The sequence below is a fragment of the Pedobacter psychrodurus genome (assembly GCF_032678585.1).
GTDB lineage: Bacteria > Bacteroidota > Bacteroidia > Sphingobacteriales > Sphingobacteriaceae > Pedobacter > Pedobacter psychrodurus_A.
Genome location: NZ_JAVTSN010000014.1, coordinates 71,438 through 92,801, shown reverse-complemented (window position 1 = coordinate 92,801; position 21,364 = coordinate 71,438). Strand labels below are relative to the sequence as shown.

Below are 21,364 nucleotides of genomic sequence, written 5' to 3'. Positions count from 1 at the left end.
ATCAGATATGAAATTAAAACTACTAACACCAATTGTATTGCTCTGCGCAGCAATATCATTTAACGCAAAAGCACAAGGTAGACCCGATAAACTGTACTCAATGAGCAGTATTGGTTTTGCTTTCCCGATGGGCGAAACTTCAGACTATTTTAAACCAAAATTTTCTACCGCTTTAGGTTTAAATTTAGCCTTAGGTGAAGGTGGCTTGTTTTTGTATCCAAAAGTAAGCTTACACGCGTTTACTTTTAACCAGATTACCCCAGACGAAGGTTACACCTACACGTTGCAAAAAGGCAGGGCAACCACATACTTGTTAAATGTTGCCTTAGGATATCGTAAAATTATAAATAAATGGGCGTTTTATGGCTTTGCAGGTGCCGGAGGTGGAATTATCTTAACGCCACAAGCCGGGGTTAATACCACAACATTACAGGTAACGCAAGATAATAAATCAAACGGCTTAGGCATTGCTGAAGGCGGAGGTGGTATTGAATACAATATTGGCGGTGCCAATTTATTTGTGGAGGCGAGTTATATGTATGGTTTTAGTAAAATACAAAACAGGACTTTTAATACCGTACCCATATCTGTTGGGATCAAGCCTAACTTGAGCAAACTATTAAGTAAGCTTAAATAACATTAACATACAAAATGAGGAAGCGATTACGTTAAATAGGTAATCGCTTTTTTTATGCTAAAGAAATAATCAAAATTATTTTTATACTAATTATTTTAGCATAGCTTTGTAATTCAAATTTATTGAATGTTATACGCAGTTGTAGATATCGAAACCACTGGTGGTCATGCCTCAGCAAACGGCATTACCGAGGTGGCCATTAACATTCACGATGGCAATCAAATCGTCGAATCATATACTACCCTAATCAATCCAAGGTTACCTATTCCAGCTTATATCACAGCACTTACGGGCATTGATGATGAAATGCTGAAGGACGCCCCTATATTTGAAGATGTGGCCTTACAGATCTACCAATTATTAAGTGATAAGATATTTGTAGCGCACAATGTAAATTTCGATTACTCCTTTTTAAAACATCATTTAGCTGCTGCAGGATATGATTTACAATGCAGAAAACTCTGTACGGTGAGGTTGAGCAGAAAATTAATCCCAGGCAAATCTTCTTATAGTTTGGGTAAATTGTGTACTGCGCTGCAGATACCGATCGAAAACCGGCACCGGGCAGCCGGTGATGCCGATGCAACCAGTATTCTCTTTAATCTTCTATTGGATCATGATCAGGAAGGGGTAATTGCAGAAATGCTTAAAAAAACATCAAAAGAACAGGTTTTACCACCCCATTTAGATAAAGCTTCTATTTTAAGATTACCAAACCAACCCGGGGTTTATTATTTTAAAGACAGCAAAGGTAAAATTGTATATGTTGGCAAGGCAAAAGATCTTAAAAAACGGGTAAGCAGTCATTTTACAGGCAATACGCCCAATAGGCAACGTCAGGAGTTTTTGCGCACAATCCATCATGTAGATCATGTGATCTGCGGTACCGAACTGATGGCTTTAATTTTAGAAGCCAACGAAATTAAACGCCTCTGGCCTGAAAATAACCGCGCCATGAAACGGTATGAACATAAATATGATTTATATGTTTTCGAAGATCAGAATGGTTATTTACGCCTGGCCATTGATAAACATAAAAAAAACAACAACCCTATACAGAGTTTTAACAGCTTACTCGAGGGGTATAATTTTTTAAACCAACTGGTTGACAAATACCAGCTTTGCGCCAAACTCTGTTACCTGCAAAAAGTGGCAACCAAATGTTACGCACATGAAAACGGACAATGTTTTGGTGCCTGTAGTGGAATAGAAACGGTTTCTGTTTATAATAAAAAATTAAATGCAGCATTGAACGATATCCAAAAACAACAGCCAAGTTTTGCATTGGTTGATGAAGGCCGAAAAGAGGAAGAATTTAGTTGTTTGGTGGTAGAAAATGGAAAATTTTATGGAATGGGCTACTTTACCGATAAAAATTACCTTTCCGACGGCCTAGCTCCCCTTAAGAATGATCTGGCAACTTATCAATCCAATAGCTATATTCTGAATCTAATCTTAAATCACGCAGCGCAATATCCTCAGAAATTGTATAAATTATAAATATTAATAATTTAACATGAATACATCAATTTTTATCGCCCATTGCCTATCTTTTGATGAAGTTGTTGAACAGCCACATTTCGAAAAAATATCTTTCCGTGTACATAAAAAGATCTTCGCCACACTGGATAGTATAAGAAATAAAGCCACTTTTAAACTATCAGCCATTGATCAGTCTGTTTTCTGCGATTTTGATCCAAATAATATCATCCCCGCTACCGATGCATGGGGCAAACAAGGCTGGACAATTTTTAATCTAACAGGGCTTAAAGATGAAATGATTATAGATGCGCTTAAACTTTCCTACTGCAATGTGGCACCAGAAAAGCTTTCGGAGAAGTATAAAGATTAAGTATAATTCCTAACCTCATAAGTTGAAATGCACTTAAATTCCTTACATGGTGAATTATCGCAATAGCTTCACTTAGCAAATTGATAAAAAAATAGGCTAATAACATGATACTTTATATGGCGCAAAACTGCCATAATGCTTTAAACATATAAGCAATAGAAGAAAATATAATTTGATCACGAAAACCTAATTTGTCTCAAATAGCCCCATAAATTTTCGTCTTTGGCAGCAAAAACTCACTAAGCTGTTACCTATCTTTACTGGAAACAAAATATAAACTTATGACAAAATCACTTTGGATCAACCTTCCGGTAAAGGATATCGGTAAATCAAAAGCATTCTTCACAAAATTAGGCTTCACACTTAATCTGCAATATGGTGCACGCGAAGATTCAGCCTGCTTTTTAGTGGGAGAAAGTAACTTAGCCATTATGCTTTTCGAAGAAGCTTTGTACGAGGAATTTGCAGGAACCAATATTGCCGATCAACGCCATGGAGGCGAAGTTTTATTCTCTTTTGATGCTAAAAGCCCCGAAGAAGTGAATGAGCTTGCCCAAAAAGTGGTTGATGCTGGCGGTACCCTTTATGGCGAACCTGGTTATAAGGATGGCTGGATGTACGGTTGTGGTTTTGTTGATCTGGATGGACAAAGATGGAGTATTCTGTATATGGACATGACCAAAATGCCTTTGGGCTAGTTGCTCACCAGTTAATACCAAAATATTTAGAATTAAATTTGCGTAAGCGATTACTTATATTTGTAAGCAATTACTTACGCAATTATTTTATGAGAAGAGATGTATTTCAGGCCATTGCCGATCCCACCAGAAGAGAAATCATCAATCTGATTGCGCACAACAGCCTAAATCTGAATGCCATCGCCGAAAATTTCGACATGAGCCGACCCGCTATTTCACAGCATATCAAAGTATTAACCGAATGTGGTTTGGTAGAAATTACACAACAAGGCAGAGATCGATATTACAATATACAATTTCAGAAACTTGCTGAAGTATCTAAATGGGTTGAACAATACCGTGTTTTCTGGACAAGCAAATTAGATGCCCTAGAAATACACCTGTCCAAAGAAGCTAAATCAAAATAAAGATGGAAAACGAAGCAATTGTAGTAGAACGCGTGTATAACGCCCCTATCGAAAAAGTATGGAAAGCTTTAACCGATATCAAAGAAATCAAACAGTGGTATTTTCAATTGGAAGACTTTAAACCAGAAGTAGGTTTTAAATTTGAATTTTCTGGCGGAGCGGACGATGGACCCCAATACCTGCATCTATGCGAAATCACTGAAATTATTGAGGGCAGAAAACTAGCCTACACCTGGCGATATGATGGATACCCAGGTAATTCGGAAGTAAGCTGGGAGTTATTTGAACAAGGTGATCAAACATTGTTAAAATTGACGCATACTGGCACAGAAAGTTTTGCTTCTGCGGGACCTAACTTCGCCAAAACAAGCTTTAATGGCGGTTGGAATTATTTTGTAAATGAGGCCCTTAAAAATTATTTGGAACCTGGAGCATAATAATAAGATCTGTTGTCATCCTGAGCGTAGTCAAAGGACAATCCTTTTATATATTTTACATCCTAAAAGGGTCTTCGGCTACGCTACCATTGACGTTATTTTGTAATTGTTTACTAATGAGGGTTTTATTGTTTGTTCGTTTCCACCCAACTAGGCCATAGCACCATATCTTCGTTCTACTTAAATCCGGCCTAACAAATTTTTCGGGCTCCACTGAACCAGCCATTCCACTTGCTTCGAAAGAAAAATTTTCAGCCGGTGTTTTTTGTTTCTTTTTGACAGCAAAAAGAAAGAGCCAATCGGCGGCGGAGAGCCGAGGCAAGGTTGAGCCAAGGGGCAATAAAATCAATTATACACGTCATTCATATTGATTTTTATAAAATAAATTACCCCTCAGACTGACATATAAAGTATAAATACTGGTCGTAGCGTCTCGCCACGACCTTAAAAACAACCTAAACTTCTTCCAGAGCCGATTTTATCGCGGCATAAACATAATCCAGGTCTTCGTTGTTGATTACATACGGAGGAAGAATATAAATAATATTACCCAGTGGTCTTAATATAATTCCTTTATCTAAAAAGTACGCGTACAGTAAATTGCGCAGGTTACTTAAGTAAGAGGTTTCATTTCCTGTTTCCCACTCAATAGCGATAATGGTTCCTGTTTGCCTGATGGCTTTCACTTTTGCGTGTGATTTGATTTCTTCCAGAAAAACAGCATGTTTTGCTTCTACACGTTTGATATTCTGGAGTGTTTCACTTTTTAATAAAATATCTAAGCTCGCCAAAGAGGCCACACAGGCAATTGGGTTGGCCGTAAACGAATGTCCATGGTAGAGTGTTTTCAATTTATCGTCGCTTAAAAAAGCTTCAAAAATTTCATTGGTACAAGTGGTTACACCTAAAGGCATGGTTCCTCCGGTTAGACCCTTGCTCAAACAGATGATATCAGGTTTATTATTCAACTTTTCACAGGCAAAATATGTTCCTGTTCTACCGAAACCTGTCATCACTTCATCAGCAATCGTCAAAATCTCTGCCGCTTTACAAGCTGATAAAAGTTGATCTAAGTATTTAGCCTCGTACATCAACATCCCACCAGACCCCAAAATAAGCGGCTCGAAGATAAAACAAGCAGTATCGGCAAGATTTGAGATATGAGATACGAGACCTGAGATGTTATTTTCATCTGGCAGATCGATAAACTCAACATCGAATAACAAGCTGTTAAAGGCATCGGTAAAAATACTTCGCCCACTAACCGACATCGCGCCAAAAGTATCGCCATGATAGGCATTTTTAAAGGCCAGTATTTTTGTTTTAGGTTTCCCTTTATTGTCCCAATATTGCAGACACATTTTTAGGGCTACTTCCACGGCAGTTGAACCATTATCGGTATAAAAAACCTTATCCTGCTTTCCGGGCAAAATAGGCAAGAGTCTTTCGGCCAATAGGACAGCAGGCTCATGGGTAAAACCGGCAAAAATAACGTGCTCCAATACATTAAGCTGCTCAGCTACTTTTTGGGCAATGTGAGGATGTGAGTGACCATGAATATTTACCCACCAGGAGGATACCGCATCGATATATCTTTTGCCATTTTCATCAAAAACATATACCCCTTCTCCCCTAACAATCGGAATATGTGGCAGTGCGTTTTTCATTTGGGTGTAAGGGTGCCAAATTACTTTTTGATCGCGTTCAGTTAGATTAAGTTGAGCGTTTGGCGTTTGGAGTTCGGAGGTATCTGACATAAAATAATTATAATGTAACTGAATATTGTTCTTTTAAAAGTTGAGCAACGGTTTTATCGGTTTTGAAGGTGATATCTTCGATGTTTAAATCTTGTATTTTTACCCACCTAAAAGCCTGGAGGATTTCTCCTTCTCCATCGAAATCGTAAATAATATCTTTAAATGCCAACTGTAATGGAGCTTTTTCCTTAACCAGATAGTATACGCTGATGACCTGACTATCGTTAAACGACGATTTTTCAAAGAAATCAGTGGTATAAAAATGAGATAATACCTCAATTTCCGCCTCACATTCTTCTATAAATTCTCTTTTTAAACCATCTATCAATCCTTCGCCGAGTTCTAATCCACCGCCTGGAAATTTACTAAAGCGAAATCCGTATTCTTCTTCGTCGCTAATCAATACCTCCTTATTTTGGTTGATCAACAAACCATAAACCCTTACATTAAAGTAGCTCATTTTCGAAATGTTTTTTGTTTTTAATTACTATTTCTGGCGTCCATACAATCTCTTTTTTAAAAGATTCAGCTCTTACAGGACATTCGCTCATATGGCAATAATTGCAACACTCGGGCAAACAAGGATCGGCATGGATAAAAAGTTCGGCCTTACGAAAGCCATTTTTATTGATCAGCTCATCAATCTGCGAGATCTCTTTATGCACCTTATTCAAATCAAAATAATATGGTAAAGTTACGTGGCAATCGATATGAAATTCTGGTCCATATTGCTGTGTACGCAAATTATGTACGTCTATCCAAGGGGTATGCCTGTTCTTTTGCAATACATCAACTACTTCCTCAACAAGCGTAAAATCACTTTCATCCATCAACCCACCAACTGAGCCACGGGTGAGTTTATAACCAGAATATACGATGTAAAAGCCCACTAAACCAGAGAGTAAGCTATCTAACCAAATAATATTTGTGATTTGAATTAGGATTAATCCCAAAACTATAGCCCCACTGGTATAAGTATCAGTTAATAAATGTTTGCCGTCGGCCTGCAATGTAACAGAATGTTCATCTTTACCAACATTGATGAGGTAAAGTCCAACAATGAGGTTAACAAGTCCGGTAATACCAATAATGAGTGTTCCAGTCAACAATTCACCAACTGCATGCGGATAGATCAGGTTGTAGGAAGATTTGAAAATAATGGCGATTCCTGCGATTAAAATCAATATTCCTTCAACAAAAACAGAAAAAAACTCAACTTTTCCATGTCCGTATGGATGATTTTCATCCCGCGGTCGCGTGCTTAAATAGATGCTGTAAAACGCAAAACTACCCGCGATTACGTTGACGATACTCTCTGCAGCGTCTGTTAATATCACATTGGAACCCGTAATAAAATAAGCAACAAACTTGGCCAGCATCAATACAACGCTCACCACCAAAGAAATAATTATCGCCTTCTTTTTAACCGACACCAGGGTATTTTTTTCAAAAATACGCTTATCGAATAAATTAAATGAGAAAAACTATGTCTTTTTTAGTGCAGAATAATATTTGGTTTATATATTTGCGCTCAAAGTAATTAACCATGAGCACCTTATCCAAAAGAATCAACAGTCTATCAGAATCTGCAACCCTTAAAATGACCAAACTTGGCCGCGAATTGGCGTCTAAGGGCATTAACATCATTAGTTTAAGTGTTGGCGAACCCGATTTTAATACACCTGATCACGTAAAAAATGCGGCAAAAAAAGCATTAGATGAAAATTATACGCGTTACTCGCCAGTACCGGGCTATCCTGATCTGCGCCAGGCAATCGTAAATAAGTTAAAAACAGAAAACAACCTCGATTATGATATTTCTCAGATCGTTGTTTCAACAGGTGCAAAACAGTCGTTATCGAATGTTATTTTAACCTTAATCGATCCGGATGATGAAGTAATCATTCCTACACCTTATTGGGTTTCTTACTCAGAAATGGTATTGCTTGCTGAAGGAAAGTCTGTTTATATCGATACCGATATTGAAAGCAATTTCAAAATTACTCCAGCTCAATTAGAAGCTGCCATTACACCGAAGTCGAAACTGTTCATGTTTTCTTCTCCTTGTAATCCAACTGGTTCGGTTTATAGCAAAGAAGAATTGGCTGCATTGGTGGCTGTTTTCGAAAAACATCCCAATATCTATATCTTATCTGATGAGATTTATGAGCACATCAACTTTGTTGATCAGCACGAATCTATTGCGCAGTTCGATAGCATTAAAGACCGCGTAATCATCGTGAATGGTTTCTCTAAAGCTTTTGCCATGACGGGTTGGAGATTAGGTTATATTGCCGCAAACAAAGAAATTGCTGCCGCTAATGATAAGTTACAGGGACAAACTACTTCTGGAACCTGTTCTATTGCACAAAGAGCCGGAATTGTAGCTTACGAGCAAGGTTTAGCCAGCGTTTTAGAAATGAAAGAAGCATTTTTACGCCGTAGAGAATTGGTTTATAATTTATTAAATGAAATTCCAGGTGTAAAAACAAATCTTCCTGATGGCGCTTTTTACTTCTTCCCTGAAATCAGTTCTTTCTTTGGCAAAAAAGATGCCGATGGAAATGTAATCAAAGATTCTTCAGACCTTGCTTTATATCTGTTGAATGTTGGTCACGTGGCTACGGTTGGTGGCGATTCATTTGGTAACAACAACTATATCCGTTTATCATATGCAGCATCAGACGAGAGTTTGGTAGAAGCATTAAGAAGAATAAAAGAAGCATTAGGTAAATTAGCCTAGTCAGTTGCCTGTTTGCAGATAGCAGCAACATAAAGAACCCCCTCATTAATTAAATTTAATGAGGGGTTTTTATTGTATTCGTACCAGTTTTATAGCACAATCGTCACCCTGATCCGATAGTTATCGGATTTATTTCAGGGCCTTTATTGCAGTTTTCATGATATGAAAATGAAAGCCAAAATTTCATCGGGCGCGTCAGTCCTTCTTTCCACTGCAAGTCCTCGCTACGCTGTGGGCTTTACGCTGCAATAAGGTTTATAAACCACGTTTAGTGCGGAGAGCTGCAAATTGCCAACTTAAGACTATTGTTTCTAGTGATTGGCGTCACACCGACCATAGCGGAATATTTTTATTATAAAATGCTCACATTATAAATGTGAATCTCACAAGTCCTCGTTACAAACGGGGACTATAGAATTCCTTATTCGAAAAGCTTTATCAATCGTTGCAACTGACAACTGCTAACTAACTCCTTTTCTAATGGTTGGCGGCTCGCGACCATAGCGGAATATTTTTTATTATAATGTGCTCACATTATAAATTGTGTATCTCACAAGTTCTTGTTACAAACGAGGACTATAGAATTTCTTATTCGAAAAGGTTTATCAATCGTTGCAACTGAAAACTGCCAACTGCTAACTAGCTCCGTTTTTAAGGGGTGGTGTCACACCGACCATAGCGGAATATTTTTATTATAATAGGCTCACATTATAAATGTGTATCTCACAAGTCCTTGTTACAAACGAGGACTATAGAATTTCTTATTCGAAAAGGTTTATCAATCGTTGCAACTGAAAACTGCCAACTGCTAACTAGCTCCGTTTTTAAGGGGTGGTGTCACACCGACCATAGCGGAATATTTTATTATAATATGCTCACATTATAAATGTGAATCTCACGAGTCCTCGTTACAAACGAGGACTATAGAATTGCTTAATCGCAAGGTTTATTAATCGTTGAACTGAAAACTGCCAACTGCTAACTAGCTCCTAATCGCTTCAACCGGATCCAATCTGGATGCTGAATATGCAGGCCAGAAACCAGAGATCGTGCCGATAATAATGGATATTCCAATTCCTAAGGCAATATTATTCAAGCCCAATATAATATGGAAATCTGTGGCTGCACCGATGGCCAGCGCGAGCAGAAAGACGAGTAAAAGTCCCAGCAAGCCACCTAAAATACAAAGGGAAATGGATTCGAATATAAATTGAAGTAATATAAAATAGTTTTTTGCCCCTAGAGATTTTTGGATACCGATAATATTGGTACGCTCCTTAACCGACACGAACATAATGTTGGCAATACTAAATCCGCCCACTAAAATCGAGAAACCACCGATTACCCAACCGGCAATATTAACCATTTTAAACATGGAGTCTAACTGGTTAGAAATGATAGTGGTTTTATTCAAAGCGAAATCTTCTTCCTGTCCAGGCCTGATCCTGTGTATCGAACGCATTAAACCTTTCAGTTCACTTTCTACCTCTTCCAAACTCACATTATCTTTACCACGAACCGTAATTTGCGGTCCGTAACGCTCACTCTGAATATCTAAAACCCCTTTTGCAAAAGTGATCGGAATATTTACGTTTTTATCCAGTGAAGTACCCAACATATCTTCACCCTCTTTTTTGAAAACGCCAACAACTGTTAATCTTCTTCCTAAAATCTGTACCTGCTTCCCAACCGCTACATCTCCATCAAACAGTCCATCGGCAATATCAGATCCTAAAATACAAACCGGTGAACCATTTTTACTTTCGTTTTCGGTAAAATACCTGCCATCCTGAAGTTCGAAATTCCAGGTTTTATTAAAATCGTGTGAGGCTGCCCAAACGGAAATGCCTTCCACTGAGCTACTTCTATATTTAATGGTTCTATCGTTGGTCGAAATTTCAAAGGTAACACCTTGTGCATTCTCGATTCTTTCTCTAAGTGCTTCAAAATCGCGCAATGAGGGCTGTGGACGGTTCATGTATTTCCACCAGGGATAATTATCACCAAAACTCCAGGGCCATTTTTGCACATAAATGGTATTTGAACCTAATTTATCTACGCTCGACTGTAGTTTACCTCGAAAGGTATCTACCGCAGAAAATACAGCGATAATGGTAAAAATACCGATGGTTATCGCCAGAAGTGACAACATGGTACGTAATTTATTCTGACGCAATGCATCAAACGCAAAACGGAAACTCTCGCCTATTAGCCTAAAGATTATCATAATTAAGGGTTAGATGCACAGCCATTAAAAAGGTTACACGATCTTCAAAACTAATTAATTTTATCCCGACAAATGCATTTAAACGCTGTATTATTTGATTTAAAATGAGGTAAAACATAATATACCTAAAATGCGTTTGATAAAATACGGAAAAGAAAAATTAAATTCGTATTTTTGCACCTCAAAAAATTCATCAAGAATGAAATTATCACAATTCAAATTCAACTTACCAGAATCATTAGTAGCCAACAATCCGGCAGAACAACGCGACGAAGCGCGTCTAATGGTTTTACACAAAGACAGCGGTAAAATTGAGCATAAAATCTTCAAAGACGTTTTAGGTTATTTTGATGACAAAGACGTAATGATATTAAATAACACTAAAGTTTTTCCTGCCCGTTTATACGGTAACAAAGAAAAAACCGGTGCTACTATCGAAGTTTTCTTATTACGTGAATTAAACAAGGAATTACGTTTATGGGATGTTTTAGTAGATCCAGCCCGTAAAATCCGTGTAGGTAACAAATTATACTTTGGTGATGACGATTTATTAGTAGCCGAGGTTGTTGACAACACCACCTCACGTGGCCGTACCATCCGATTTTTATTCGAAGGTACCGACGAAGAATTTAGAAAAAACGTTGAAATTTTAGGCGAAACACCACTTCCTAAATACATTAAACGTAAGGCTACTGCCGAAGATAAAGAACGTTATCAAACCATTTTCGCAAAACACGAAGGTGCTGTTGCTGCTCCAACTGCAGGTTTGCACTTCAGTCGCGAGTTGATGAAACGTCTGGAACTTAAAGGTATAGAGTTTGCTGAAGTAACTTTACATGTTGGTTTAGGGACATTCAGAACGGTTGAGGTGGAAGATTTAACCAAACACAAAATGGATTCAGAGCAGTTTATCATCGAGCCGAAAGATGCTGGTATTGTAAACAAAGCTTTAGAAGAAAAAAGAAAAATCTGTGCGGTGGGGACCACTTCAATGCGCGCAATCGAATCTGCAGTTTCTGCCAACAGAACATTAAAAGCAGCTAACGACTGGACCAGTAAGTTCATCTTCCCTCCATACGATTTCAGCATTGCAAACTCAATGATTACCAATTTCCACACGCCTGAATCTACCTTATTGATGATGGTGAGTGCATTTGGCGGTTACGAAAATGTAATGAATGCTTATGAAGTTGCAGTAAAAGAAAAATATAAATTTTACAGCTACGGCGATGCCATGCTGATTATCTAAATTGGATTCAAGTAGGAGTATCAAGTATCAAGACCAAATTATCATCTTGATACTTGATACCTGATACTTGACTTAAAATCATGAAATACTACGCTATAATTGTAGCAGGCGGTTCTGGAAATCGGATGCAAACGGAAACCCCAAAACAATTTCTACTGCTCAAAAACCTACCGGTTTTAATGCATACCATAAAAGCTTTTGCGCAAAGCGATACTCAACCCAAAATTTTATTGGTTTTAAACAAGGATCAGCAAGGATACTGGTCACGTTTATGCGAAGAATTTAATTTCTATGTTCCACATCAGCTTATCGATGGCGGAACAGAACGTTTTCATTCTGTCAAAAATGCCATCTATTCGATTGAAGAAGAAAGTTACGTAGCCATACATGATGCTGTTCGTCCATTGGTTTCAAAATCATTAATCGACAGCTGTTTTAAAGCCGCTGAAACACAAGGAAACATCATTGCAGCAGTACAATCGAGTGATAGTGTACGCATGCTCAGGGACGAAAAAACATCGGCTTTAAAGCGCGATGAGATCTATCTGGTACAAACACCACAAACCTTTAGCCTTAACACCTTAAAAGAGGCTTATAAGCAGGAATTCGACAGTCGCTTTACCGATGATGCAAGCGTGGTCGAATCGATCGGACAAGAGATCAATATTATTGAGGGTGAAAGGGGCAATATTAAAATCACCTACCCTATCGATCTGGAACTTGCAGAGTTACTATTAAAAAATTAGATTACAGAAAAGGAGTTTCAAAAATGAAACTCCTTTTTCAATGCATCCATTTTTAAACTATCTTGTTAAAAATGGAGGTCGGCGCGATATATTTTATGCGGCCCTGCCAATTATTTTTAACAGAATTGCAATCACTGCGATTACCAATAAAACGTGGATAATGTTTCCAACGTCGCCGAAGCCGTGAAACACAAATCCTATTACCCATAGTATTACCAATACTACTGCGACTAAATACAATAAATTTCCCATAGTGTTAATTTTTTTAGCAATGTTATATTATTGATGTATTAACACACAGGTTTTCTGTTTTGTTTAAAAAATGTAATTATTTTATCAATATAGAATCGAAAGGGGCTCTGAATGAGTGTGGTGAAAATAAGGAAGGCATAAAAAAACCTTCCAGGTTAGCTGGAAGGTTTTTATCATTTTTAATTCTAGTATTCGTCTTCATTAAAGAAAAAATCTTCTTTAGTAGGATAATCCGGCCAAATTTCCTCAATCGTTTCATAAGGTTCGCCATCATCTTCTAATGCCTGTAAGTTTTCAATTACTTCTACTGGGGCACCGGAACGGATACCATAATCAATTAATTCGTCTTTAGTTGCAGGCCATGGTGCGTCTTCCAGGTGCGATGCTAATTCTAATGTCCAATACATATCTTCAATTCAATTAAATTCGTGTTCGTATTATTGCGCAAAGTATATTAAAATTTTCGAGCAAAACAAACTTATTTTTCCACTATTAAACACGAGGGATCCAAATGTTTTCTTCTGCTTTGAAATAGATGGTCAGTTTTCGTGCCAAAACAAATAAATAATCACTTAAGCGGTTTAAATAAACCGTTACGTGCTCATCTACAAAGCTATTTTCTGCAAGCGCTACTGTCAGTCGCTCCGCCCTTCTGCAAACACATCTTGCAATATGGCAGTAAGAAACGACAGTATTTCCGCCGGGCAAAACAAAATGTTTTAAAGCAGGCAAAGTTTCATTGATCAGATCCATTTCATCCTCCAACAAGGTGATATCAGCGTCGTGCAGATCCGGGATCTTCATTTTAGATTTTTCCGGATCAGCAGCAAGCGATGCACCTATCGTAAAAAGCCTGTCCTGAATTTCTTTTAACAACTGTTTATCCTGCGCTTCAATATCCTGACACATGATCAGACCGATGTACGAATTTAATTCATCAACAGTACCGTAGGTTTCGATACGTAAATGAAATTTTGGCACGCGGGTACCACCAATAAGTGAAGTTTGACCTTTATCGCCTGTTTTAGTGTAAATTTTCATTTATAAAGGTTGAAGGCAGAAGGTAGAAGGTTTAGGGTAAAAACTTACGCCTTAAACCTTTTACCCTACACCTTAGTTCATTTTCTCCCAATCGCTGCCATTATCATTCAAGGCCTGCAAACGTGGAGATACATTTTTAATATCGGTGTTCAAATAATCGTTTTCGATCAGTCCATCACGCATACGTACAATGCGGTGTGCATGTTGGGCAATGTCTTCCTCGTGTGTTACTAAAATAATTGTGTTTCCCTTACTGTGAATTTCTTCCAGCAAGCCCATAATCTCCACGGATGTTTTGGTATCCAGGTTACCTGTTGGCTCATCCGCAAGGATAATAGACGGATTGTTGATCAATGCCCTGGCAACAGCCACACGCTGACGTTGACCACCTGATAGCTCGTTTGGTTTGTGATCCATCCGATTGCCCAAACCTACATTTTCTAATGCCTGGGCTGCCCTGGCATCCCTGTCTTTTTTACTTGTTCCTGCATAAATGAGCGGTAAAGCTACATTATCTAAAGAGGTTGAGCGCGGTAATAAATTAAAGGTTTGAAAAACAAAACCAATTTCCTGGTTGCGTACTTCAGCCAAAGCATCATCACTCATGTGACTTACGTTTGTTCCGTTCAAGATATACGTTCCGCTGGAAGGGGTATCCAAACAGCCTAAAATATTCATTAGGGTCGATTTACCAGAACCCGATGGCCCCATCAATGCTACAAATTCGCCTTTATTGATATCTAACGAAACTGATTTTAAAGCGTGAATCACTTCAGATCCAATAACATATTTACGGCCAATTTCTTTTATAGTAATGAGTGGTTTCTCCATGTTTTTTCTTTTTTAGACAAGCGTAGCGGGTAAGATGTTACAAAATTATTTATTTGATTGTCCTTTTTGCTAAAATACTAGTTCATGTGTTTGAGTTCATTCCAATTTCTGCAAATTTAAAACGGTTCATCAGATCAATAATAGCGTTGTGAGGTTTGTCAAAATTATAGGTTCTAATATCAAATGTTTTACTCCAGTTTCGAAAATAAATAAAGAATATAAGATTTGTCATGTCTCCTGCATCCCCACCGATTGACTTAGACTCAATAGAATATGTACCATATCTTATTATATCATCCCATTTATAAAAGACATAAGATAATTGTTTTTTAACTTTAATCCCATCGGGTGTTATTATAATTTCTGGCCATAAATTGTAAAGTAGTACGATGATAAGAGGCAAAAGAAGAACGGATAACACTATTAACAATTGAATAGCGTCAGAAAGCTTGTGAGATGATAATACTATAAACATGAACAAAGCTATAATGAAAAATAACAATGCAATCCAAAGTACCGGTTTTTTTGATCTTCTTATCAGAATCTTTTCCATTCTTTTCGCATCATTTGCTGACCGTAAATAAAGTTACGGTTAATTATTTTTCAATAATTTTAGGCACCATAAAAAACTGATCGCTATGTTTTGCCGCATTTTTCAAACCATCGGCTGTAGAAATTTCCTGTTTTACTACATCTTCGCGCCAAACATTTACAGATTCGTTCATATAAACCAATGGTTTTACATTCGAAGTGTCTAATTCATTCAATTTTTCCATGAACGATAAAATTTTGTTCATTTCAGGAATTAAAGTATCTACTTCTTTTTCATCAATATGAATTCGGGCCAGGTCGGCTATTTTATGGATGGTTTTTGCGTCTAAATTCATATTTATACTAACTTACTGTCAATCAATTTAAAAACCTTTTCTTTTAACACATCAGAATCGACATCGGCCAAAGTTGAGGTATTAATCGGTTTGTGGACGTAAATATCGCAAATTCCGGGCTTACTTCCATACTTTGCACCATCATCCCAGTTAATTTTCCAAACATCGGTAATACTCACCGGAACTAAGGGGATGTTTTTATCTATGGCCAAACGGAAGGGTCCGTTTTTAAACTCACCTAGTTTTGGCGGATAATGGTCGTCAATTTTACCTTCGGGAAAAATAACCAGGCTCATTCCTTTTTCTAAATTCTCACCTGCTTTTTTAAATGCCCTAAAAGCCGAAATCTTACTATCGCGGTTTACCGAAATATCAATTGTTCTAAAAAAAACTCCTAAAACCGGGTTATTCAATAACTCATCCTTGCCCATAAAATGGAATTTACCACGTCCCATGATGCAGAAAATCATAATATCTAAATTAGAGGTGTGGTTGGCACAGTAGATATAAGTCCGTTTTGGATCAAGCTTTTCTTCATATTGATAACGAAAAAACACACCTGCAAATAAGCTACATAAAAAACTGTTGGCTTTTCTACAAAAATTGAGGATCCCATAATATTTCTCATCACGCGAAGTAATGTAATACAATGGATAAAACAGAGCGAAAAAAAACAGTATCCAGAATAAAAACCAAATCCGGTGTACCTGTCTCAGAAAGTGAACCATAGATGTACCAAAAATATAAAATAGTTTGATATTTTAAAGTACTGATTGCATTCGGTAAAGTTGTGGCCGGTGTGGCACTAACCACTAGGGACAATAGTTTTCAATTGGCAATTTGCAGTTCTCCGCACTTCATGTGGTTCATAAACCTTATTGTAGCGGAAAGCCCACAGCGTAGCGAGGATTTGTAACGGAAAGAAGGGCTGAAGTTACCGACGAAATACGGACACTCATTTTCAAATTATGAATATATTGCTTTTTGGTCGGTGCGGCACCAACCACTAGAAAAACATATTGATTTCAATTATACAGATCTCTCCACTACGGTCGAGACGACCATGCGTATAAACTGTGGTTCTACCTGCATTCAAAAAAATCTTACCATTAAAACTCATTGATTTATGATTTGCTTGTATTTTATTTTTAATTTCGTGCCATTATGAAAGAAACAGTGGTGAGCGGCATTCGCTCAACAGGAAAATTACATTTGGGTAATTACTATGGAGCGGTTAAAAACTTCGTTCAAATGCAGAACGATTACAATTGTTACTTTTTTATCGCCGATTTACATTCTTTAACAACACACCCTACCCCAGCCGATTTACACGGAAATATTAAACATGTTTTAGTTGAATATTTGGCTAGTGGCATAGATCCCGAAAACAGTACCATTTATATACAAAGTGATGTTCCTGAAATTGCAGAACTATACTTATATTTAAATATGAATGCCTACATGGGCGAGCTGGAGCGCAGTACCTCTTTTAAAGATAAAGTTCGTGCAAATCCTGATAACGTTAACGCCGGTTTATTAACCTACCCGGTATTAATGGCAGCCGATATTTTAATTCACAAAGCCACAAAAGTACCTGTAGGAAAAGACCAGGAGCAGCATTTAGAAATGGCCCGTACTTTCGGAAACCGTTTTAACCGGTTATACAATACCGAATATTTCCCTGAACCTTATGCATTTAGCTACACCGATAAGCTGGTAAAAGTACCAGGTTTAGACGGCAAGGGCAAAATGGGCAAATCGGAAGGTGAAGCCAATGCGGTATATTTATCAGACGATCCTGAAACGATCCGTAAAAAAGTGATGCGGGCAGTCAGCGATGGCGGTCCGACGGAAGAAAACCAGGCAAAACCTGAGCCGATCCAAAATCTTTTTGATTTGATGAAAGTGGTTTCGAGTGCCGATACCCACGCACATTTTGAAGATTTATATAGCAAAATGCAGATCCGTTATGGCGATTTCAAAAAGCAACTGGCCGAAGATATGATTATTGCTACTGCGCCAATGCGCGAGCGTATTCAGGATATTGCCAAAGATGATTCTTATTTAAGACAAGTTGCTAAACATGGCGCATTAAAAGCCCGTGAAAGTGCACAAAAAACCATCAGAGAGGTTCGCAGTTTAATCGGGTTTAAAAGTTTTTAATTAATATTGCGGTAAGCGGTTGGCGCTATATTCGCCTTACGCAAAACGCTCACCTCAAAACGCAAGAAGATATGCACATAGCAATTGTAGGAAATATAGGTGCCGGTAAAACAACTTTAACAGGTTTGTTGGCCAAGAATTATGGATGGGAAGCTTTATACGAGGCTGTAGACAATAACCCATATCTGGAAGATTTTTATAGCGACATGAAACGTTGGAGCTTTAATCTTCAGATTTATTTCCTGAATAGCCGTTTTCAGCAGATTACGGATATCGAAGTAAATAAACGCAACGTAATACAGGACAGGACGATTTATGAAGATGCCCATATTTTTGCAGAAAACTTGCACGATATGGCTTTAATGACTACCCGCGACCATGATAACTACCGTGCCATTTTTAATAATGTAACGTCTTTTATAAAACCGCCAGATTTATTGGTATATCTGCGTGCTTCTGTGCCAACGTTGGTAAACAATATCCAGCGCCGTGGACGCGAATATGAAGCTGGCATCAGAATTGATTATCTTTCGAAACTGAATGAGAAATATGAAGCCTGGATTAAGGGATATAACCTGGGAAAATTATTAATTTTAGATAAGGATAAATTGGATTTCACCAATAACCCGGAAGACCTGGGTACGGTAATTCAATCTATAGAGGCTGAAATTAACGGTTTATTTTAACCACCAGCACTTAAAGAGGTATTGAGGCTTAATAAATCGTTCAAATATTAATGTGAGACATATGGAAAAAGATTTCGAACACGGAAACCCAGAAAACTGGAAATGGGGTACTTTTTATTTCAATAAAAAAGATTCGAGATTAATTGTGCCCAAGCGTGTAAAATTGCTTGGCTGGACATTTAATTTCGCCCATCCGATCTCTTATATTGTCATCGCATTGATCTTCCTATTTGTTTTTTATCAGTTCTATCGATATAATGTATGAGTGATGGAATGTTAAGTTCCGCTCTAGGAAATCCAAAAATTATCGGCATAATTCCAGCGCGATATGCCTCTACCCGATTCCCGGGCAAACCTTTGGTTGATATCGCTGGTAAAACCATGATTCAACGGGTTTATGAACAGGCATCGAAAGCTGCAAGTATATCAAAAGTGGTTATTGCTACCGATGATCAGCGAATTGCCGATGAAGTAAAAAAGTTTGGCGGTGAATTTATCTTTACCTCATCTCATCACCAAAGTGGAACCGATCGGTGTGCAGAGGTGATTGAGCAACTTCCCGGATTTGATATTGTAATCAATATCCAGGGTGATGAACCTTTTATCGAACCTGCACAAATTGATTTATTGGCGAGCTGTTTTACCGAAGAAAAAGTCCAGCTGGCCACCCTGATCAAATCGATCCAAAGTCAGGAAAGCGTATATAATCCAAACAGCCCAAAAGTGGTGATCGATATAAATGGCCGTGCCATGTATTTTAGCCGTAGCCCGATCCCTTTCATCAGAAATGGAGAACCAGGCGTATGGGCAGAAAAACATCAGTTTTACAAACATATCGGGATTTATGGCTACCGGACCGAATCATTAAAAGCCATTACCAAACTTCCGCCGTCCTCTTTAGAGATTGCCGAAAGTTTAGAACAGCTTCGTTGGATTGAAAACGGATTTTATATTCAAACCAAGGTTACCGACCTGGAAACCGTGGCCATTGATACCCCTGAAGATTTATTGAAGTTAAATAAATTGCTTAAGGCACTTAAATTGGAATAATTGGTTCATTGGCCATTGGTTCACTAGTCATTGGTCCTTTCCTTAGTCTCGGCCAAACGCCAAACCCTAACCGCTAACCCCTAAACTACTTCACCACCAGTTCCATCTGAATATTACACCTGGTATATGGGGTTGGTTTACCTGCAACTTTCTGGAAACCAAGCTTATGATAAAGGTTGATGGCTGGTTTTAAAATGGTATTGCTTTCTAAATAAATTTTCGCAGCGCCTAATAACTTTGCTTTTTCAACAATAGCATTTGCCAGTAAAAAGCCTATATTTCTCCCCTGAGCTTTTGGCGATACGGCCATTTTAGCCAGTTCGAAATCATATTCGCCATCATTCATTTTAATCAGTGCACAAACACCAAGCGGTTCTCCTTCGTACAAGGCAAGCAATATAAATCCACCCTTATCTAAAATGTAACTCTGCGGATTATCCAAAGCTTTATAGTCCGACTCTTCCATTGTAAAATATTGAGAAATCCATTCAACATTAAGTGACCTGAATATCTCCTGATATTTCGGTTGATAATCTACAATTTCAACTTTTAAACTATCTCTCTCCTTCTTTTTTTCTATTACCCTTCTCAACAGTGTTTTTTGCTCCAATAAAAACTCCCACTCACCTATCGCCTCCCAGAGATTATTTTGCGATTGAGCTGAAATCTCTTCAACAGCTGCATTTACATCAATCAGCTGATCTTTTATTTTTTCAGAAACCGCTATACCCTTTTTAGAGAGGCTCACCACATTCCTACGGCCATCGGTTTTGTCCTTAGCTTCTTTAACGTAACCTTTTTTTAGCATTTCACTGATGATTTTGCTTACTGATGGGTGCGAATGACCGATTTCCTTAGCGAGCTCGGTAATGGTTTTCTCTTTAACCTGTGTCAAAGCGTAAAATACCGGAAACCATTTGGGCTGCATATCAATGTTGTACAACTTATAAATCTGAGCACCATCCTCTGTTACCTTATCGGTTAACATTCTTAACCTACTGCCAATAGCTACTTTGCCTACTTCTTCAAAAAAATTCATAATAATAATTAATTACGTAATCAGTTACGCAAATATAAAAACTAAAATTATAATATCTAATAAGATTAACTGGGCATGGCTAATATTTTTGTATTTTAGTTTATCTATGACAAAACAAACACTCTTAATTATCGCTATTTTGTGCGGGAATGCGATTTTTGCCCAGGAACCAGCTGGCTTAATTGTAAAAACCAACGTTTTAAATTTAGTGGCCAAAAGGCCTGCCCTATCTGTAGAAAAAACCTTTGCTGATCTTTATGGACTGGAAGTTGCTTATACTTTTGGAGAAATTAAAAATTTCAGTTATCGCGACTACTACCATTACGACGGCTTTTTACTCCGTGCGAAAAAATACCTCAGGCCAATTAAAAATAGAGAAGCAAATGCTTTCTACGGTGTTTATTTAGGGAACCTGAACAAAACAATAGTCTCACATGGTACAGTAGATAATACGGGCTTTTTTAGTTTTGGTCAAGATCGGGATTTTAAAGCCAGTTCTTTGCGTTATGGTGGAACTTTTGGGGTATCATTTATCCCTAAACAACATTTTCTCTTAGAAGGCTAATCGGTTTGGGCTATGGAAATTATTTTAATGTTAAGAATAATTTAAACAGCAAACTGCCTAATGGATATTTCGATTTTCAATTGTGGTTATCGGTTGG

Annotated in this window: 26 protein-coding genes; 14 read left to right on the top strand and 12 right to left on the bottom strand. The window is 37.8% G+C overall.

Going from position 1 to position 21,364, the window contains the following annotated elements:
• Window positions 1-7: 7 nt before the first annotated feature.
• The 6 genes from R2S57_RS11465 (at window position 8) to R2S57_RS11440 (ending at window position 4,031) form a co-directional block, all read left to right on the top strand.
• The gene (locus tag R2S57_RS11465; RefSeq protein ID WP_316845088.1) at window positions 8-637 is read left to right on the top strand and encodes a hypothetical protein; all 630 of its coding nucleotides are present in this window, start codon (window positions 8-10) and stop codon (window positions 635-637) included.
• A 126-nt stretch (window positions 638-763) separates the two neighbouring features.
• Window positions 764-2,137 (top strand): exonuclease domain-containing protein, encoded by a 1,374-nt coding sequence (locus R2S57_RS11460; RefSeq protein ID WP_316845087.1) that lies wholly within the window; start codon window positions 764-766, stop codon window positions 2,135-2,137.
• A gap of 16 nt (window positions 2,138-2,153) precedes the next feature.
• Window positions 2,154-2,489: an MmcQ/YjbR family DNA-binding protein gene (locus R2S57_RS11455; protein WP_316845086.1), complete on the top strand. Its 336-nt coding sequence runs from the start codon at window positions 2,154-2,156 to the stop codon at window positions 2,487-2,489.
• 281 nt (window positions 2,490-2,770) lie between these two features.
• Window positions 2,771-3,187 carry a VOC family protein gene (locus R2S57_RS11450; RefSeq protein WP_316845085.1) on the top strand — a complete coding sequence of 139 codons (417 nt, stop codon included), beginning with the start codon at window positions 2,771-2,773 and terminating at the stop codon, window positions 3,185-3,187.
• An 89-nt stretch (window positions 3,188-3,276) separates the two neighbouring features.
• Entirely contained in the window at window positions 3,277-3,594 is a 318-nt protein-coding gene (locus tag R2S57_RS11445; RefSeq protein WP_316845084.1) for a metalloregulator ArsR/SmtB family transcription factor, read from the top strand.
• Window positions 3,595-3,596: 2 nt separating this feature from the next.
• The gene (locus R2S57_RS11440) at window positions 3,597-4,031 is read left to right on the top strand and encodes an SRPBCC domain-containing protein (RefSeq protein WP_316845083.1); all 435 of its coding nucleotides are present in this window, start codon (window positions 3,597-3,599) and stop codon (window positions 4,029-4,031) included.
• A 455-nt stretch (window positions 4,032-4,486) separates the two neighbouring features.
• On the opposite strand, the gene bioA is transcribed toward R2S57_RS11440, so the two are convergent.
• The 3 genes from bioA to R2S57_RS11425 are packed head-to-tail and all read right to left on the bottom strand — an operon-like array spanning window position 4,487 to window position 7,221.
• Complete coding sequence (bioA, locus tag R2S57_RS11435; protein WP_316845082.1) at window positions 4,487-5,788, bottom strand: adenosylmethionine--8-amino-7-oxononanoate transaminase; 1,302 nt, start codon at window positions 5,786-5,788, stop codon at window positions 4,487-4,489.
• 7 nt (window positions 5,789-5,795) lie between these two features.
• Window positions 5,796-6,248: an NUDIX domain-containing protein gene (locus tag R2S57_RS11430; protein WP_316845081.1), complete on the bottom strand. Its 453-nt coding sequence runs from the start codon at window positions 6,246-6,248 to the stop codon at window positions 5,796-5,798.
• Window positions 6,235-7,221: a cation diffusion facilitator family transporter gene (locus tag R2S57_RS11425; RefSeq protein ID WP_316845080.1), complete on the bottom strand. Its 987-nt coding sequence runs from the start codon at window positions 7,219-7,221 to the stop codon at window positions 6,235-6,237. Before R2S57_RS11425 ends, R2S57_RS11430 begins: the two co-directional genes overlap by 14 nt.
• 113 nt (window positions 7,222-7,334) lie before the next feature.
• On the opposite strand from R2S57_RS11425, the gene R2S57_RS11420 reads away from it, so the two are divergent.
• A complete protein-coding gene (locus R2S57_RS11420) occupies window positions 7,335-8,531 on the top strand; it encodes a pyridoxal phosphate-dependent aminotransferase (RefSeq protein ID WP_316845079.1) in 1,197 nt (398 codons plus the stop codon).
• Window positions 8,532-9,513: 982 nt separating this feature from the next.
• On the opposite strand, the gene R2S57_RS11415 is transcribed toward R2S57_RS11420, so the two are convergent.
• Window positions 9,514-10,758, bottom strand: a complete 1,245-nt coding sequence (locus R2S57_RS11415) for an ABC transporter permease (RefSeq protein WP_316845078.1) — start codon at window positions 10,756-10,758, stop codon at window positions 9,514-9,516.
• Window positions 10,759-10,957: 199 nt separating this feature from the next.
• Between R2S57_RS11415 and queA the strand changes: the two genes are divergently transcribed.
• Together queA and R2S57_RS11405 are read left to right on the top strand one after the other, a co-directional pair.
• Window positions 10,958-12,007 carry a tRNA preQ1(34) S-adenosylmethionine ribosyltransferase-isomerase QueA gene (queA, locus tag R2S57_RS11410; protein WP_055912031.1) on the top strand — a complete coding sequence of 350 codons (1,050 nt, stop codon included), beginning with the start codon at window positions 10,958-10,960 and terminating at the stop codon, window positions 12,005-12,007.
• Between the two features lie 80 nt (window positions 12,008-12,087).
• A complete protein-coding gene (locus R2S57_RS11405) occupies window positions 12,088-12,753 on the top strand; it encodes a 2-C-methyl-D-erythritol 4-phosphate cytidylyltransferase (protein ID WP_316845077.1) in 666 nt (221 codons plus the stop codon).
• A 93-nt stretch (window positions 12,754-12,846) separates the two neighbouring features.
• Here the strand turns inward: R2S57_RS11405 and R2S57_RS11400 are convergent, their stop codons facing one another.
• The 7 genes from R2S57_RS11400 to R2S57_RS11370 all read right to left on the bottom strand — a co-directional run bounded on the left by R2S57_RS11400 (window position 12,847) and on the right by R2S57_RS11370 (window position 16,492).
• Complete coding sequence (locus R2S57_RS11400; protein WP_269414675.1) at window positions 12,847-13,005, bottom strand: lmo0937 family membrane protein; 159 nt, start codon at window positions 13,003-13,005, stop codon at window positions 12,847-12,849.
• A gap of 185 nt (window positions 13,006-13,190) precedes the next feature.
• Window positions 13,191-13,412 (bottom strand): DUF2795 domain-containing protein, encoded by a 222-nt coding sequence (locus R2S57_RS11395; protein WP_010603503.1) that lies wholly within the window; start codon window positions 13,410-13,412, stop codon window positions 13,191-13,193.
• An 85-nt stretch (window positions 13,413-13,497) separates the two neighbouring features.
• Entirely contained in the window at window positions 13,498-14,046 is a 549-nt protein-coding gene (locus R2S57_RS11390; protein ID WP_316845076.1) for a cob(I)yrinic acid a,c-diamide adenosyltransferase, read from the bottom strand.
• Window positions 14,047-14,118: 72 nt separating this feature from the next.
• Window positions 14,119-14,877, bottom strand: coding sequence for an ABC transporter ATP-binding protein (locus tag R2S57_RS11385; protein WP_316845075.1), 759 nt, complete (start codon window positions 14,875-14,877; stop codon window positions 14,119-14,121).
• A gap of 82 nt (window positions 14,878-14,959) precedes the next feature.
• Window positions 14,960-15,430 (bottom strand): hypothetical protein, encoded by a 471-nt coding sequence (locus tag R2S57_RS11380; RefSeq protein ID WP_316845074.1) that lies wholly within the window; start codon window positions 15,428-15,430, stop codon window positions 14,960-14,962.
• A gap of 43 nt (window positions 15,431-15,473) precedes the next feature.
• On the bottom strand, window positions 15,474-15,764 hold the full coding sequence (gatC, locus tag R2S57_RS11375) for an Asp-tRNA(Asn)/Glu-tRNA(Gln) amidotransferase subunit GatC (RefSeq protein WP_316826973.1): 291 nt from the start codon (window positions 15,762-15,764) through the stop codon (window positions 15,474-15,476).
• Window positions 15,765-15,766: 2 nt separating this feature from the next.
• Entirely contained in the window at window positions 15,767-16,492 is a 726-nt protein-coding gene (locus R2S57_RS11370; RefSeq protein ID WP_316845073.1) for a lysophospholipid acyltransferase family protein, read from the bottom strand.
• Between the two features lie 436 nt (window positions 16,493-16,928).
• On the opposite strand from R2S57_RS11370, the gene trpS reads away from it, so the two are divergent.
• The 4 genes from trpS to kdsB all read left to right on the top strand — a co-directional run bounded on the left by trpS (window position 16,929) and on the right by kdsB (window position 19,663).
• A complete protein-coding gene (gene trpS, locus R2S57_RS11365; RefSeq protein ID WP_316845072.1) occupies window positions 16,929-17,927 on the top strand; it encodes a tryptophan--tRNA ligase in 999 nt (332 codons plus the stop codon).
• Window positions 17,928-17,956: 29 nt separating this feature from the next.
• Window positions 17,957-18,613: a deoxynucleoside kinase gene (locus R2S57_RS11360; RefSeq protein ID WP_316845133.1), complete on the top strand. Its 657-nt coding sequence runs from the start codon at window positions 17,957-17,959 to the stop codon at window positions 18,611-18,613.
• A gap of 61 nt (window positions 18,614-18,674) precedes the next feature.
• Window positions 18,675-18,878, top strand: a complete 204-nt coding sequence (locus tag R2S57_RS11355; RefSeq protein WP_316845071.1) for a DUF5808 domain-containing protein — start codon at window positions 18,675-18,677, stop codon at window positions 18,876-18,878.
• Window positions 18,875-19,663 (top strand): 3-deoxy-manno-octulosonate cytidylyltransferase, encoded by a 789-nt coding sequence (kdsB, locus tag R2S57_RS11350; RefSeq protein ID WP_316845070.1) that lies wholly within the window; start codon window positions 18,875-18,877, stop codon window positions 19,661-19,663. Before R2S57_RS11355 ends, kdsB begins: the two co-directional genes overlap by 4 nt.
• Window positions 19,664-19,748: 85 nt before the next feature.
• Here kdsB and R2S57_RS11345 read toward each other — a convergent pair whose 3' ends face one another.
• Window positions 19,749-20,702, bottom strand: coding sequence for a GNAT family N-acetyltransferase (locus tag R2S57_RS11345; protein ID WP_316845069.1), 954 nt, complete (start codon window positions 20,700-20,702; stop codon window positions 19,749-19,751).
• A 106-nt stretch (window positions 20,703-20,808) separates the two neighbouring features.
• On the opposite strand from R2S57_RS11345, the gene R2S57_RS11340 reads away from it, so the two are divergent.
• Complete coding sequence (locus R2S57_RS11340) at window positions 20,809-21,267, top strand: hypothetical protein (RefSeq protein WP_316845068.1); 459 nt, start codon at window positions 20,809-20,811, stop codon at window positions 21,265-21,267.
• Window positions 21,268-21,364 lie beyond the last annotated feature (97 nt).